The 13,951-nt window shown below is 64.0% G+C and carries 15 protein-coding genes; 4 read left to right on the top strand and 11 right to left on the bottom strand.

The features are described from left to right. Positions 1 to 3: 3 nt before the first annotated feature. From AAFX91_RS12980 to AAFX91_RS12965, 4 genes are all read right to left on the bottom strand, one after another. On the bottom strand, positions 4 to 1,440 hold the full coding sequence (locus AAFX91_RS12980; RefSeq protein ID WP_394566742.1) for a TIGR01777 family oxidoreductase: 1,437 nt from the start codon (positions 1,438 to 1,440) through the stop codon (positions 4 to 6). Further along, positions 1,437 to 2,102 (bottom strand): DUF4166 domain-containing protein, encoded by a 666-nt coding sequence (locus AAFX91_RS12975; RefSeq protein WP_394566741.1) that lies wholly within the window; start codon positions 2,100 to 2,102, stop codon positions 1,437 to 1,439. Before AAFX91_RS12975 ends, AAFX91_RS12980 begins: the two co-directional genes overlap by 4 nt. 21 nt (positions 2,103 to 2,123) lie before the next feature. Beyond that, a complete protein-coding gene (locus AAFX91_RS12970) occupies positions 2,124 to 2,681 on the bottom strand; it encodes a GbsR/MarR family transcriptional regulator (protein WP_130577737.1) in 558 nt (185 codons plus the stop codon). A gap of 124 nt (positions 2,682 to 2,805) precedes the next feature. Further along, entirely contained in the window at positions 2,806 to 3,615 is an 810-nt protein-coding gene (locus tag AAFX91_RS12965; RefSeq protein ID WP_282528225.1) for an SDR family NAD(P)-dependent oxidoreductase, read from the bottom strand. A 48-nt stretch (positions 3,616 to 3,663) separates the two neighbouring features. Here AAFX91_RS12965 and AAFX91_RS12960 point away from each other — a divergent pair, with 48 nt between their 5' ends. Next, positions 3,664 to 4,038, top strand: coding sequence for a helix-turn-helix domain-containing protein (locus tag AAFX91_RS12960; protein WP_130577736.1), 375 nt, complete (start codon positions 3,664 to 3,666; stop codon positions 4,036 to 4,038). 106 nt (positions 4,039 to 4,144) lie between these two features. Here AAFX91_RS12960 and AAFX91_RS12955 read toward each other — a convergent pair whose 3' ends face one another. The 4 genes from AAFX91_RS12955 to AAFX91_RS12940 form a co-directional block, all read right to left on the bottom strand. Next, a complete protein-coding gene (locus AAFX91_RS12955; protein ID WP_130577735.1) occupies positions 4,145 to 4,444 on the bottom strand; it encodes an acylphosphatase in 300 nt (99 codons plus the stop codon). Continuing rightward, a complete protein-coding gene (locus tag AAFX91_RS12950) occupies positions 4,441 to 5,307 on the bottom strand; it encodes an oxaloacetate decarboxylase (protein WP_394566739.1) in 867 nt (288 codons plus the stop codon). The genes AAFX91_RS12955 and AAFX91_RS12950 overlap by 4 nt, the downstream gene beginning before the upstream one ends. A 70-nt stretch (positions 5,308 to 5,377) precedes the next feature. Next, positions 5,378 to 7,393: an acetyl/propionyl/methylcrotonyl-CoA carboxylase subunit alpha gene (locus tag AAFX91_RS12945; RefSeq protein ID WP_282528224.1), complete on the bottom strand. Its 2,016-nt coding sequence runs from the start codon at positions 7,391 to 7,393 to the stop codon at positions 5,378 to 5,380. A gap of 146 nt (positions 7,394 to 7,539) precedes the next feature. Then, a complete protein-coding gene (locus AAFX91_RS12940) occupies positions 7,540 to 7,749 on the bottom strand; it encodes a hypothetical protein (protein WP_130577732.1) in 210 nt (69 codons plus the stop codon). A gap of 170 nt (positions 7,750 to 7,919) precedes the next feature. Here AAFX91_RS12940 and AAFX91_RS12935 point away from each other — a divergent pair, with 170 nt between their 5' ends. Together AAFX91_RS12935 and AAFX91_RS12930 are read left to right on the top strand one after the other, a co-directional pair. Continuing rightward, entirely contained in the window at positions 7,920 to 8,681 is a 762-nt protein-coding gene (locus tag AAFX91_RS12935) for a thermonuclease family protein (RefSeq protein WP_394566737.1), read from the top strand. 70 nt (positions 8,682 to 8,751) lie between these two features. Next, positions 8,752 to 11,190, top strand: coding sequence for a PAS domain S-box protein (locus tag AAFX91_RS12930; protein ID WP_394566736.1), 2,439 nt, complete (start codon positions 8,752 to 8,754; stop codon positions 11,188 to 11,190). 12 nt (positions 11,191 to 11,202) lie between these two features. On the opposite strand, the gene AAFX91_RS12925 is transcribed toward AAFX91_RS12930, so the two are convergent. The 3 genes from AAFX91_RS12925 to AAFX91_RS12915 all read right to left on the bottom strand — a co-directional run bounded on the left by AAFX91_RS12925 (position 11,203) and on the right by AAFX91_RS12915 (position 13,411). Next, a complete protein-coding gene (locus AAFX91_RS12925; protein WP_130577729.1) occupies positions 11,203 to 11,649 on the bottom strand; it encodes a PPC domain-containing DNA-binding protein in 447 nt (148 codons plus the stop codon). Between the two features lie 16 nt (positions 11,650 to 11,665). Continuing rightward, entirely contained in the window at positions 11,666 to 12,226 is a 561-nt protein-coding gene (locus tag AAFX91_RS12920; RefSeq protein ID WP_130577728.1) for a type 1 glutamine amidotransferase domain-containing protein, read from the bottom strand. 108 nt (positions 12,227 to 12,334) lie between these two features. Further along, on the bottom strand, positions 12,335 to 13,411 hold the full coding sequence (locus AAFX91_RS12915; protein ID WP_130577727.1) for a flavodoxin family protein: 1,077 nt from the start codon (positions 13,409 to 13,411) through the stop codon (positions 12,335 to 12,337). A gap of 97 nt (positions 13,412 to 13,508) precedes the next feature. On the opposite strand from AAFX91_RS12915, the gene AAFX91_RS12910 reads away from it, so the two are divergent. Beyond that, positions 13,509 to 13,951 (top strand): DUF6328 family protein (locus AAFX91_RS12910; protein ID WP_394566734.1); only part of this gene is annotated, 443 nt, incomplete at its 3' end.

The following is a 13,951-nucleotide window of genomic DNA, read 5'->3' as shown; positions in this document are numbered from 1 at the left end:
GCCTCACAAAATCGCCTCGAACGCGCTGCGCAGCGTCTCGTGGCGGAAGACAAAACCGTTGCTGAGCGCTTTGTTGGGCAGCACGCGCTGACCGCCCAGCAATAGCTCCTTGGCGAAATCGCCGCCGACCCGACGCAGCAGGCCGGCCGGGATGCGAAAGATCGCGGGCCGATGCAGCCGGCGGCCAAGCTCTTCGGTGAACGTGGCATTGGTCACCGGGATCGGCGCGGTCGCGTTGATCGGACCTGCGAGATCGACCGTCGCGATCACATGGGCGATCAGACGGACGAGATCGTCGCGCTCGATCCAGGACATCCATTGCCTGCCCGAACCGAGCGGCCCGCCGAGGCCGAACTCGAAGGGCGTCAGCATGCGCGTGATGAAGCCGCCATCGGTGCCGAGCACCAGGCCGATCCGCAAGCAGACGACGCGGGCGCCGAATTCTTCTGCGGAACGCGCCGCTTTCTCCCAGGCCTCGCAGAGCTCGTGGCTGAAGCAGGCGTGCGACTTGGCCGATTCGGTCAGCACCTGGTCCTGCCACAGCCCGTACCAGCCGATCGCCGAGCCGCTGACAAGGACGGCGGGCTTGCGTTCGAGGCGCGCGATCAGTTTCACGACGTCGCCGGTGATATCGATCCGCGAGGCAAGGATCTCGCGACGTTTGGCCTCGGTCCACAGGCCATTGCCGATCGGCTCGCCCGCGAGATTGACGATGGCGTCGATCCTGGTCTCCGCAGGAATCTGATCGAGGCTCGTGATCAGCGTGATCGGCGGCGGCAATAGCTCCGCCTTCGCCGGATTTCGTATCAGCGCGATGACCTGATGGCCGGCGGCGGTGAGGCTTCCGACCAGCCGGTTGCCGATGAAGCCGGTGGCGCCGGTGACAAGCACGGTCTGCCGGCCCGGCAATCCCGTCACAAGCTCGCGCGCGGGCGCGACGGCCATGCGCGCCAGGCGTCTGGCGGCCGTGAAATCGCGCAAGCCGCAAAGCGCCGCGCCGACAGCGGCGGCCGCGGCCACGATGCTGAGAAGGTCCGTGTAAGCCGACTTGATCCCGGTCGGCTGCATCGCCCAGCCGATCAGGACCGGCAGCAGCAGGACCAAGATGGCGCCGTAATTGATCGCGAGCAGCGTATGATTGATACGCTCGCTCGCCGGCAACTTCCTGCTCAGATCCTCCTCGACGAAATCCATCAGCGTGATGACGACTTCTGCGACCAGCACGGCAATAATCAGCATAGCGAAAACGCCGTGCACCTCCAGCCAGCCGAGAATGAGGAAAAGCAGCGCATAGAACATGTTGCGCACGCCATGGAGTTGCAGCTCGAAACGCTGCGAGGGACGCCATGCCAGGCGCTCGGTGAACTCATGGTGATAGAAGGTGTCGAACACCCCCATCAGGATCTGAATGGCGATCAGGGTCCAAAGCAGCGGCGTCATGGCATGGCCTCCCTAAACACGGCAGACTGACGGATAAGCATGCCGAAGCGGGGATGAATGATCTCGAGCGTGAAGCGGAATTCATTGCCGCCGAGATCGCGATGGGTCACGGTGAGGTCGCCCGGCGTGAGCCATTCCGGCAGCGGCAATCGGAACGGACCAAGCCGCAGCGAATAGCCGGCGCTGCGAAACACCAGCGCGTCCTGCGCGACCGATATCTTGAGCGCCATGCTGACGCCGCAGCCGACATATTCCTCCAGCCCCGTCGGACCGGCAAAGCGCTTGCAAGAGTGAATGACTTGCGGAAAGCCGTCGCTGCGCGTGGCGATGCGGCTCCATATCTGGCCGCCCGTGGCGGCATCCTCGGTCACCGTGACGATGGCCGGGGCGCCGGTCTCGGAGCCGGTCGGCAGCGGCCCGCCGAGCAGGCGCGCGACCTGCGCCAGCCACCAGCCGGCGCGATTGAAGGTGACTTCATCGATCTCGCCGACATAGATGATGGTCCCGCCCTCGGCGAGGCGCTTCGAGAAGCGCCGCCAGACCGCGACCGGCAGCCGACCCCAATCTTCGTCGGCGAGCAGCGCACGAAACCTGTTGTCCTCGTGCAGCCTTGCGTTGGAAGCCGGTGATGTCTTGAGGCTGGACATCCTTGCTGACGCCATCGCATGCTCCCACTTGCTTGCCTATTTGGCTCTTCCTATCGGCAGCAGATTCACGATTTTCTCGCCGAGCTTGATCAGCGCGACCAGGCGCGGCCGCGGCACGTTGAGCATCTGGCTGTACCAGCGGTCGACGAGTTCGGTGAAAGCCAGCATTTCCTTCAGCCGCTTGCTCGCGACCGGGCTGATCGTGGGATCGTCGGCGGCGTCAGACACGGAGGCGCGAAGCGCTGCGATCGCCGGATCGATCTCCCGCTCCTTGCGGCCTGCGGCGATCCGCGCTGCGACTTCCCAGATGTCGGTTTCCGCTTCGAAATGATCGCGCCGGTCGCCGAGGATCGGCACGCGGCGGATCAGGTTCCAGGCAAGCAGCTCCTTGAGCGAATTGGAGACGTTCGAGCGCGCCATGCCGAGCGTGTCGGCGATGTCCTCCGCCGTCATCGGCGCTTCGGCGAGATAGAGCAGGCCGTGGATCTGGCTGACCGAGCGGTTGACACCCCACTCATCCCCCATGTCGCCCCAATGCAGGATGAAGCGCTCGACCGCGGGAGGAAGTTTTCTCTTACCGGTCATTTCTGTCATGACAGAAATATCTGATAAAACGGAGCGAGTGTCAACCGGTGCCCCGGCGGGATTTTGCCGCTTCGGTCCGATGGGCAGGCTCAGGAGGAATCCCTGCCGGGAATCAAATGTCAGATGCGACCCACTAGATGCTAGGCAGCATCCCGCCGTCGAGCCTGAGGTTGACACCGGTTATGTATCCCGCTCTGGGACTGACGAGGAATGAGATGGCATCAGCTATCTCTTCTAGTGTTCCGACGCGGCCGACGGGTACCTGGGCGAACATGGGCAGGACGGTCTGTTCAATCAGTTTCCATGGAGAGCCGTCCGCAAGCCCGCGCTCTGCTGCGACCTCGCGGAACCGGGTATCCAGCCTGGCGCTACGTATCGTGCCAGGCGACACCGTGTTGACCGTCACGCCATCGGCCGCAACGGCTTTGGCCATCGACGCCGTCATGGCGTTCATCGCCGCCTTGCAGGCGGAGTAGTCGGGCCTGGAGGCCGGAGGCATCAAACCAACTAGGCTGGAAATGTTTACGACACGTCCCCACCTGGCTGCCTGCATCCTCGGTAGCAGCCGGGTAGTCACCCTCACGGCGGCGAGGACGTTGCGGTCGTAGGCGGACGCCCAAGAAGCTGGGCGACTGTTCGTCCAGTCTTCGGCATCGCCTGAACCGCCGGCATTGTTGACCAGGATGTCTATCGGGCCGGCCAGGGCCTGTGCCTCATCGACCAGGCGCCACACTTCATCGTCAACAGTGAGGTCTCCGACCACGGCATGAGCATGTCCTCCCTGCGCGGAGATGTCGTGAGCGACCCTCTCCGTCTGGTTTCGATCGCGTCCGTGGACGACGACGATCGTCTTCTCGCGAGCGAGCCCTCTGGCTATCGCTTCTCCTATGCCTTTGCTGCTCCCGGTAATGAGCGCGACCTTTCCGTCCAGTTTCAAATCCATTGCCGAGCACCTACCTTGAAGTCGACGGCTCATAGAATGGACGGAACGATGACCGAGACAATTACGCACTTAAAAGTGCCCATAGGACACGAGGAGCGGTCAGCTTGCCTTGGCCCCGACGGTTCTGTAGCACATGTCACCAGAATGCTTCGAATGATCACCGGACGCTGGAAGCTGCCGATCTTGTTCCGCCTCTACGCGGCGCCATCATTGCGGACCTTGCAGTTGAAAAGGGACATGCCGGGCGTTTCGCAGAAGATGCTCACACAGCACCTGCGGGAGCTGGAGAATGATCGCCTGATCGAGAGAAGAGACTTCGGCGAGCAGCCGCCGCGCGTCGAATATCAACTCACCGATAGGGGGCGAGGGCTTATGCCTGTGCTCATGGAGGCAAGGGCGTTTTCGGTACGCTACCCTGTCTAGAATTCGCCCTACGCCCTGAAGTCGTCACGAGACGCCGTCAGCGAAGTCACGCCCGCCAAACCTCCGACGACCGCGGCGGCCCAATGGCGTCCCCAGTTTATGGTGGTTATACCGTAGGCAGGACCGAAAAACCCTCGCCTGCGTCGCGCAGGTTCAGGAGATCGGGGCTGCCGGCATCGTGCTGCGCGGCATCGACACGCGCCGCGCTCGGTCCGCGCTGGCACGCGGCGATCATATCGGACACAACGGTCTCGGGCCCGGCAAACACCGCTTCGACGCTGCCGTCCCGTCGGTTGCGCACCCAGCCCTCGAGTCGGCGCACGCGCGCCTCGTATTCGACCCAGGCGCGGTAGCCGACGCCCTGGACGCGACCGCGGATCATGACATGACGGATCGTGTCGCTCACTTCTTCAGTCCGAGGAATTCGCTGCTGCGCGCTTTCATCTTAGCCTCGCGCATCGCACGGCCGGTCAGTTCCGGGGATGGCAGCCCTTTCAGGCTTTTCGGCGACGCGCCCTCGCGCAGCGCCTTCAGCGTCTCGTAGACCGCCTGCGTCGCCGCTGCGAACGGCGCATGGCCTTGCAGCGCAATCCGCACGCGCAGGCCCGCGAGATAATCCGGCGCGGCCATCTCCTCCGGCGCACCGCCAAGCACGATCGGCAGTGTCGTTGCCGCGGAGATCGCTTCCAGCTCCGCCTTGACCTTGATGCCGGTGAAGAACAGCGCATCGACACCGGTGGCCTCATAGGCCTTTGCTCGCGCGATCGCATCGTCAAGGCCGGTGATCGACACCGCGCCGGTGCGGCCAATGATGACAAGCGATGGATCGCTGCGGCCGTCGAGCGCGGCCTTCATCTTGCTGACACCTTCATCGAGCGGGATCAGTTGCGTCTTGGCCTGACCAAACGCCTGCGGCAGCAAGGTGTCCTCGATGGTGAGGCCGGCGGCGCCGGCGACCTCGAGCTCCTGCACGGTGCGGCGGACGTTGAGCGCGTTGCCATAGCCGTGGTCGGCATCGACAAGCACAGGAAGAGCCGAAGCCCGTGACATCCGCCGCATCTGCTCGGCAAGCTCAGTCAGCGTGATCAGGGCGATATCGGGATCGCCGAGCACCGCGAGCGAGGCAACGGAGCCGCCGAACATGCCGACCTCGAAACCGAGATCCTCGGCGATCCGGATCGACGTCGCATCATAGACCGAGCCCGGTCGGACGCAGCCGGTGCCCGCAAGGATCGAACGCAGTGCTTCGCGTCGCGCGCGGAAGGTCATGGAAATTCTCTCTATCTCAGCTTCGGCGCGATCCTTTCGGAGAACTGATGTCTACGTTCCGGATCATGCCTCACGCGAATTCGAGGATCAGGGCGTCGACCGCCAGCGTTGCGCCGGGCGCGGCGTGGATCTTCTTCACCGTGCCGTCGCGCTCGGCGCGCAGCACGTTCTGCATCTTCATGGCTTCGACCACCGCAAGCGTCTCGCCGGCCTTGACCTCCTGCCCTTCGCTGACCGCGATCGACACCACCAGCCCCGGCATCGGGCACAAAAGCTTCTTGCCGGTATCGGCGGCCGACACTACCGGCATCAGACGCGCCGACGTCGCTTCGGCTTCGGTGAAGACGTAGATCGAAACCTCAAATCCCTGGTGCGCGAGGCGGAAGCCGTTGTTGATCGGGCGCACCTGCATCGCCACGAACTGGCCGTCGATCGTGCCCTGCCACACCGGCTCGCCCGGCACCCAGTTCGAGACCAGGTTGTGCGGATTGCCCGGCAGCCCATCGCTGGCGATGAAGCGCACCGCGACGCCGTCGGCCTCGCGCGCGACATCGAGCGCGATCTCCTCGCGGTCGAGCCACACCGCGCGACGCCGCTCCCGCTGCACCAGTCGGCCATTCATCTGGCCCGAGATCTGCCGCTTGCGCTCGCCGAGCACGTGGTCGATCGCCGCGGCCACTGCCGCCAACCGTCGTGCGATCTCGCCCTCCGGCGGACGCGCCGAAAATCCCTTTGGATATTCTTCCGCGATGAAGCCGGTGGAGAGCTTTCCTTCGCGCCAGCGCGGATGGTTCATCAGCGCCGACAGGAACGGAATGTTGTGCCTGATGCCGTCGACATAGAAGGCATCGAGCGCGCTCGACTGCGCTTCGATGGCCGCCGCCCGCGACGGCGCGTGCGTGATCAGCTTGGCGATCATCGGATCGTAATGGATCGAGATCTCGCCGCCCTCCTGGACACCGGTATCGTTGCGGACGGTGACGCCGTCCTGGCTCTTCTCGGCCGGCGGACGATATTTCACCAGCCGCCCGATCGACGGCAGGAAGTTGCGGAACGGATCCTCGGCATAGACGCGCGATTCCACCGCCCATCCCGTCAGCGTCACATCCTTCTGTGCAAGGCTGAGCTGTTCGCCGGCGGCAACGCGGATCATCTGCTCGACGAGATCGATACCGGTGACGAGCTCGGTGACGGGATGCTCGACCTGCAGGCGGGTGTTCATCTCCAGGAAGTAGAAGCTCTTGTCCTGGCCGGCGACGAACTCGACCGTGCCGGCAGAGTCGTAGTTCACCGCTTTCGCCAGCGCGACCGCCTGCTCGCCCATCTTGCGGCGCGTGGTCTCGTCGAGCAGCGGCGACGGCGCCTCCTCGATGACCTTCTGGTTGCGGCGCTGGATCGAGCATTCGCGTTCGCCCAGATAGATCACATTGCCGTGCTTGTCGCCGAGCACCTGGATCTCGATGTGGCGGGGATCAACGATGAACTTCTCGACGAAGACGCGGTCGTCGCCGAACGACGATTTCGCTTCGGCCTTCGCGAGGTTGAAGCCCTCCTCGACCTCGGCCTTCGAATGCGCGATCCGCATGCCCTTGCCGCCGCCGCCCGCGGAGGCCTTGATCATCACCGGATAGCCGATCTCGTCGGCAATCCGCACCGCATGCTTGCCGTCCTCGATGACACCGAGATGGCCGGGCACGGTGGAGACCTTGGCCTTCGCCGCCGCCTTCTTGGATTCGATCTTGTCGCCCATCGCGGCGATGGCACCGGGGTTGGGACCGATGAAGACGATGCCGGCCTCATTCAGCGCGCGCGGAAATGCCTCGCGTTCGGACAAGAAGCCGTAGCCGGGATGGACGGCTTCCGCGCCGGTCTTGCGGCAGGCGTCGACGATCCTGTCGATCAACAGATAGCTCTCCGCCGCCGGCGGCGGGCCGATCAGCACGGCCTCATCGGCCATCTCGACATGCAGCGCATCGCGGTCGGCCTCAGAGTAGACCGCTACCGTCTCAATCCCCATACGGCGCGCAGTCTTGATGATCCGGCAGGCGATCTCGCCGCGATTTGCGATCAGGATTCGTTTGAACATGTTCTTCTTGCTTGAGCGTTTGGGCAGGATCCTCGCCCGCAATGTGGTACGGGCGGTGGGCGTCTCAATTGACGTGGTACAGGAAAACTCAGGAGAGGCAACGGTCTATATGGAGGCAGCCGGCTTGCGCCCGGCTCCCGAAGCCATCAACCCGAATAGGTATTAAATCTACCACGCACATGGGCGCGAGAGACGGCCTTCATCAGCTCGCTGACCTCGTTCTCCAGATAGTCGTTGGCCACGATCAGCGCGCGGACGGTGGCCCGCATATCCCCGCCGCAGGCCGCGATCGCCTCATCAACGGCAGCCTCCAACGTGTCGATATCCTCGGTGCTGGCACTGGGAAGAGAGGACATCTGGCGATTTCCGGGATGCGGGACGGATATCAATGTTCTCTTTTTGTTCTATAATGTCAACCACGGATCGGTCACTGTCGACCGGTTCCGGCGGCTTTTTCCCAACCCGGAATAGCTTCGCGGGGGGTTCGTGCTAGAAGGCTTTCCCCGCACGCCCATCGATGCAGACCATGCCATTACGCACATTGATCGCAGGGCTGATCCTGATAGCCCTTCCAGCGAGCCAAGGCTTCGCCGCCAACGCTACCGTCAGGGACGGCAGCACGCTTCAGCTCGGCAACGTGACCTACCGGCTCGATGGCATCGACGTGCCGCCGATCGACCAATTGTGCATCGACGAGCATGCCGAGAGCTGGACCTGCGGCATCGAGGCCCGTGACCAGTTGAGGAAGCTGATCGGCGACCGTCAGGTCCGCTGCGACGATCTCGGCCCCGACCCGACCTACAAGAAACGACATCTCGGCGTGTGCAAGATCGAAGGCGACCCGACCAGCCTCAGCGAGGTGATGGTCCAGCGGGGCTTTGCCCTGAATGTCGAGGCATCCGCCGCCGGCCGCTTCAAGCCTGAGGAGGCGCGAGCCAGGGAAGACCGCCAGGGCATGTGGAAAGGCTGCTTCGTTGCCCCGCAGGAGTTCCGGCGCGGCAAGCAGGAGGGCGTGCTGCTGGGCGCATCATGCCCCGCCGATCGCGATCGCGCGATCCGCGACGTGCTCTTCCCTGAAGATCTCCCGATGCCTGCAAGCTGCAACATCAAGGGCAAGTTCGCCGTGCGCGCCCGCGTCACCGGCGATATCGGCATCTATCATTTGCAGGCGTGCCGCAGTTACCCTGGATTAACCAAGCCGGACCGCTGGTTCTGCTCGGAAGATGACGCGCAGGCCGCGGGGTTCCGCAGGGCCTACAACTGCCGGCCCGGCACCAAGGCCAAATGACGCTGGCAAGCCCTCTTCCGTTGTGTGAGACTACGGAAAGAGGTCGCCCGCCCCGATGTCGCCAGACCCTATGAACGTCCTTCCCGAGACGGTCGCCGCTGAACGGCTGCGCCAGCATCTGGAAGAAATTGCGCGCGAACGCGACCGCGCCCATCGCGCGTTACAGGAGCGCGAGGCGGAGCTTGCCCGGATCCAGCGTATCGGCCGCGTCGGCGGCGTCGAGGTCGATTTCCGCGAGGGCGTCCGCAACCGCCGCTCGCCGGAATACCTGATCGTCCATGGGCTGGGGTGGGATGCGGTGAACGAGACCCACGAGGATTGGGTCGACCGCATCCACCCCGAGGATCGTGAGCGCGCGATCAGGCATTTCTTCGATGCCCTGGCCGGGACGAGCGAAGATTACGTGGCGGAATACCGGATCCTCCGTCCGAGCGACGGCGAGACCCGGTGGATCGCCGTCATCGGGGAAATCGAGCGCGACCGCGACGGCCGCGCACTCCGTCTGGTCGGTGCCCATATCGACATCACCGAACGCATGCTCGCGCAGGAAAAGCTGCGCGAAAGCGAGGAGCGCTTCCGCCTGATCGCCGACAGCGCGCCAGTTCCGATCTGGGTGACCAAACTCGACCGCACCCGCTCCTTCGCCAACCGGGCCTATATCGATTTCCTCGGCCTTCCCTTCGAAGAAGCCATCAAGTTCGACTGGCGCAAGCGACTGCACCCCGACGACGTGTCGCGCATCGTCCAGGAATCGATCGCGGGCGAAGCCTCGCTCAAGCCTTTCGTGCTGGAGGCGCGCTATCTGCGCGCCGACGGTGAATGGCGCTGGCTCAGGTCGGAGTCGCAACCGCGCTGGGATCCGACCGGCAACCATATCGGCTTCATCGGGGTCGCCCACGACATCACCGCGGCCAAGCAGGCCGAGATCGAGCTGCGCCGGCTGAACGAGACGCTCGAATTGCGTATTTCTGAGCGCACCGCGCAGCTCGAGGCCAGCGAAGCGCAAATGCGCGCGATCTTCGAGACCAGTCACCAGTATCAGGTGCTGCTCAATCAGCACGGCGACGTGCTCGATGCCAACCGGACGGCACTGACCGGCATCCGCGCCGAGGCCCGCGATGCCATCGGCAAGCCGTTCTGGGAAACGCCCTGGTTCGCCGCGACCGACGACTTGCCCAAGCTGGTTCGCAACGCCTTCGTGGCGGTCATGAAGGGCGACGACGTCAAGACCGAGATGATGCTGCGGCTTCCGGTCGGCGAACGCTATTTCGATTTCGCGATGCGGCCGCTCCGCGACCAGCACGGCACCGTGATCGGCGCCGTGGCCGAAGCCGTCGACATCACCGAACGCCGCCAGGGCGAAGAGGTGCTGCGGCAATCGCAGAAGATGGAAGCCGTCGGCCAGCTCACCGGCGGCGTGGCCCACGACTTCAACAATCTGCTGACCATCATCCGCTCCGCGACCGACTTCATGCGCCGCCGCGACCTGCCCGAAGAGCGCCGGCATCGCTACATCGACGCGATCTCCGAGACGGTGGAGCGCGCCTCCAAGCTGACCGCGCAGCTATTGGCGTTCGCCCGCCGCCAGCCGCTGAAGCCGCAGGTCTTCAATGTCGGCGCGCAGGTCGAGGGCGTGACCCAGCTTATCCGGCCGCTGGTCGGCGCGCGCATCCAGATCGACGTCGAGATCGACGCCCCCGATTGCTTTGCGATCGCCGACATCGCCCAATTCGAGACCGCGCTGATCAATCTCGCGGTGAACGGCCGCGACGCCATGGACGGCGAAGGCCGCCTCGCGATTACGGTGCGGAAGGTGCGGGGCATCCCTGCCCTGCGCGCCCAGCCGGCGCGCCGCGGCGAGTTTGTCGCGATCACCATGGCCGACACCGGCACCGGCATCGCGCCCGATCATCTGCAATCGATCTTCGAGCCGTTCTTCACCACCAAGGAAGTCGGCAAGGGAACCGGGCTCGGCCTGAGCCAGGCATTTGGCTTTGCCAAGCAGTCCGACGGCGACATCGATGTCGTCAGCACGCTCGGACGAGGCGCGGCCTTCACGATCTATCTGCCGCAGGCAGCACGACCGGCCGATGCGGCATCCGCTGCAGCCATCGCCAGCGAGCCGGCAACCACGGGCCGCGGCTATCGCGTCCTCGTCGTGGAGGACAATGACGAGGTCGGGCAATTCTCCACCGAGCTGCTCGAAGATCTCGGATACTCGGTCAAACGCGTGGCGAATGCCAATGCGGCGCTTGCCCTGTTGTCCGAAGACGAGTTTTCCGCCGACCTCGTATTCTCCGACGTCATCATGCCCGGCATAAACGGCGTGGAGCTCGCCAGCGTGATCCGCGACCGCTATCCCGGGCTGCCCGTGGTCCTGACCAGCGGATACAGCAACGTGCTCGCCGAAAACGCGCATCGCGGATTCGAGCTGATCCAGAAACCCTACTCGGTCGAGTCGCTGTCGCGCATCTTACGGAAAGCGATCACAGATCGCGGATCAATCTGAGCGCGTCTCCTTCTATTTGGCCGCGATATCGATGAGGGCGATGCCGAGATCAGCCCTCTTCTTCCTGCGCAGCTTTGCCGGCGTTTCCGTCAGCACGACCTCGAGCGTCGGCCGCACCGCGCCCGCGAGCAGATGGCCGCCGCGCGTGGAGCCATCCGACAGCCCGAGCACGATGTGGACGTGCAGGCTGGCCTTGCCGTCATCGCCGATCGCGACGTCGCCGATCGCGCTCAGCACCTCGCATTGCTCGTTGACCTCGATCTTCCGGTAGGATTTCGAGCCGAAATCGAACCAGCCGACGGTCGCCCGCTCGAGCGCACCGATCGCGGTCAACGCCGCCGCGGAAATCCTCGCCTCGTTGGCGAACTTCGTCAGCGCCGCGAACGCTTCCTCGCCGGTGTCGAGGATGACGACATGGACCTGCGCACCCGGCTCGTCTGAGACCAATTGGCTTCGCATCGGCTGGCTCGCTTCGTCAGGCTGCGCTGCGCTGGGCGTGGCGGCCTTCCTTCACCTCCTCGATGATCTTGGCACTGAAGGCCTCGAGATCGCCGGGATTGCGGGACGTGATCACGCCCTGGTCGGTCACCACCTGGGAATCTTCCCACTTGGCGCCGGCATTCATCACGTCGGTCTTGATCGACTTGTACGAGGTCATCCGCCGCCCCTTGGCGATGCCGGTTTCGATCAGAAGCCAGGGCGCGTGGCAGACCGCCGCGACGACCTTCTTGGCGTCGAATATATCCTTGATGAACTTCAGCGCCTTCGGCTCGATCCGCAGCAGGTCAGGATTGATCTGTCCGCCCGGCAGTACGATCGCGTCGTAGTCGGACGCGGAGACCTGGTCGAGCGTCTTGTCGACCTTCGCCGGCCGGCCCCAATCCTTCATGTCCCAGCCCTTGATCTCGCCCGCGGCCAGCGAAACCACGTCGACGGCGGCGCCAGCCTTCTTGAGCCGATCGCGCGGTACTTCCAGTTCCGACTGCTCGAACCCGTGAGTTGCGAGAATTGCGATCTTCTTGCCTTTCAAGTCCATGGGAAACTCCGTCGCAGTGCATGGGAGATGCCGACCAATCGACAATGCCGAACATCGTTCCTGCGCAACGGCGAATTGATCCGGCCTCCCCGGGAACCGACGCGGACGCTATTTCGGATTCGGCTCGACGAGCCCCGCCGCCGGATCCTGCAACTTGCCCTCACGCGCAAGCTTCACGGCGTTGCCGAGCGCGCGCGCAACATTCAAGGTCTCTTCCTGAAACGCGCTATCCTTATCGAGCGCTTGATGTGAGGTCGCGTAAGGCCCCATGTAGCCGATATAGCCGTCGAGCTCGCCGGTTCGGCCGATCGAGATCAGCCTCATATCCGTCAGCCAATCCGATAGCGACCGTCGCATCGTTTCCGCGCCAGCGGAATCGCCGTGCACGACGAGTCCGAAGTAGCGGCCGGCGAGATGGCGCGGATAAGGCCAGCCCTTCAACTCGAGTGCCTTGGCTTCATCGGCGTGTTTGCCATGGGTCGAGGTCGGATCGGGATTGCAGCCATCGGCGCAGACCATCCGGTCCATCATCGCTTTCAGCCCAGTCGGCGCATGATACCAATTCACCGGCGACACGATCAGGATGCCATGCGCCGCCACCCATAGTGGATAGATCTCATTCATCCAGTCGTCGGTCTGGCCAAGCGCGTAGTTCGGGTAGCAACTGCAGGGCCAGTGACAGAGCGCAGGCGAAGTCGAGACGCAGGACTTGCAGGGATGGATTTGCTTGCCGTACTCGGACGCCAGCCGCGAGAGATCGAGAATGTCGACGGCAAGTCCCATCTCGACGAACACAGGCTCGGCGAGCTTGACCAATCGCCAGCTCTTGGACATTTCACCGGGACAGGTATGCTCGCTGCGCGAGGAGCCGTTGATGATCAGGATGCGCGGTCTCTCCGCCGCATCGTCGTGGCGCTGCTGCGCCGCCAGAATCGCCTCGCGCGCAGCAAGCCAATCCACCGCAAGTTCGTATTCCGGATCGACGAAGCCCGGCCCCGCTTTGCGCGTCAGCGGCGACTTGCGCGAATGACTGTAGGCATCCCACGCCGCGTCGATGATGGCGTCGATCTCCCGCTGCAGCGGCCCGAAGGCGGGATCGACGAAACGGCTGCGACAGCGTCGCGCGAACTCCTCGCGCAGCAATTTGACCGGCGGCATCCCCTTGCGGACGTCCGGCGCCGTCATGTCGCACCCCACCCTGCATGAACGTTAGATGACATGTCGCGTTAACAATATGACATCGGCGACGGTTCCGGCGCGGCGAGAAAGGAGTGCGGCCACTGTGTCCGAGAAGCTGGATCGCAAGGTCAAGACGGCGCTCGACGAAACCCGTCTGCTCGTCCTGGGCATCCAGGTCCTGCTCGGCTTTCAATTCCAGGCCTTCTTCCAGACCGGGTTTCCGGCGCTCTCCTCCGCGTCGAAAATGCTCTGCGCCGTCGGACTTGCGCTGCAGACGCTTTCGCTGGGGCTCCTGATCGTCCCCTCAATGGAACACCGGTTGGTCGAGCAAGGTTCTTCGTCGAAGCGCCTGGTCCGCGCGACCTCGCTCTATGCGACCGCCGGCTTGGTTCCCTTCTCCTTGAGCCTCGGAGTTGCCACCTATGTGGTGATCGAGGGACATTTCGGCTGGCTTGCGGGATTCACAAGCGGACTAGGCCGTGTGGACTCTTGGGATTCTCAAATCAGATTGAACGTGATTCAAGGCTTTCTTTTAGGAGGAAGCCT

The sequence above is a fragment of the Bradyrhizobium sp. 31Argb genome, assembly GCF_043638955.1.
Classification (GTDB): domain Bacteria; phylum Pseudomonadota; class Alphaproteobacteria; order Rhizobiales; family Xanthobacteraceae; genus Bradyrhizobium.
The sequence above is the reverse complement of the archived record's forward strand: the minus strand, read 5'-3'. Positions and strand labels throughout refer to the sequence as shown.

What these genes read in the sequence shown, in the direction of transcription:
- AAFX91_RS12980 (WP_394566742.1), bottom strand. Translation starts at nt 1,440, where the DNA reads ATGACGCCGCTGCTTTGGACCCTGATCGCCATTCAGATCCTGATGGGG.
- AAFX91_RS12975 (WP_394566741.1), bottom strand. Translation starts at nt 2,102, where the DNA reads ATGGCGTCAGCAAGGATGTCCAGCCTCAAGACATCACCGGCTTCCAAC.
- AAFX91_RS12970 (WP_130577737.1), bottom strand. Translation starts at nt 2,681, where the DNA reads ATGACAGAAATGACCGGTAAGAGAAAACTTCCTCCCGCGGTCGAGCGC.
- AAFX91_RS12965 (WP_282528225.1), bottom strand. Translation starts at nt 3,615, where the DNA reads ATGGATTTGAAACTGGACGGAAAGGTCGCGCTCATTACCGGGAGCAGC.
- AAFX91_RS12960 (WP_130577736.1), top strand. Translation starts at nt 3,664, where the DNA reads ATGACCGAGACAATTACGCACTTAAAAGTGCCCATAGGACACGAGGAG.
- AAFX91_RS12950 (WP_394566739.1), bottom strand. Translation starts at nt 5,307, where the DNA reads ATGACCTTCCGCGCGCGACGCGAAGCACTGCGTTCGATCCTTGCGGGC.
- AAFX91_RS12945 (WP_282528224.1), bottom strand. Translation starts at nt 7,393, where the DNA reads ATGTTCAAACGAATCCTGATCGCAAATCGCGGCGAGATCGCCTGCCGG.
- AAFX91_RS12940 (WP_130577732.1), bottom strand. Translation starts at nt 7,749, where the DNA reads ATGTCCTCTCTTCCCAGTGCCAGCACCGAGGATATCGACACGTTGGAG.
- AAFX91_RS12935 (WP_394566737.1), top strand. Translation starts at nt 7,920, where the DNA reads ATGCCATTACGCACATTGATCGCAGGGCTGATCCTGATAGCCCTTCCA.
- AAFX91_RS12930 (WP_394566736.1), top strand. Translation starts at nt 8,752, where the DNA reads ATGAACGTCCTTCCCGAGACGGTCGCCGCTGAACGGCTGCGCCAGCAT.
- AAFX91_RS12925 (WP_130577729.1), bottom strand. Translation starts at nt 11,649, where the DNA reads ATGCGAAGCCAATTGGTCTCAGACGAGCCGGGTGCGCAGGTCCATGTC.
- AAFX91_RS12920 (WP_130577728.1), bottom strand. Translation starts at nt 12,226, where the DNA reads ATGGACTTGAAAGGCAAGAAGATCGCAATTCTCGCAACTCACGGGTTC.
- AAFX91_RS12915 (WP_130577727.1), bottom strand. Translation starts at nt 13,411, where the DNA reads ATGACGGCGCCGGACGTCCGCAAGGGGATGCCGCCGGTCAAATTGCTG.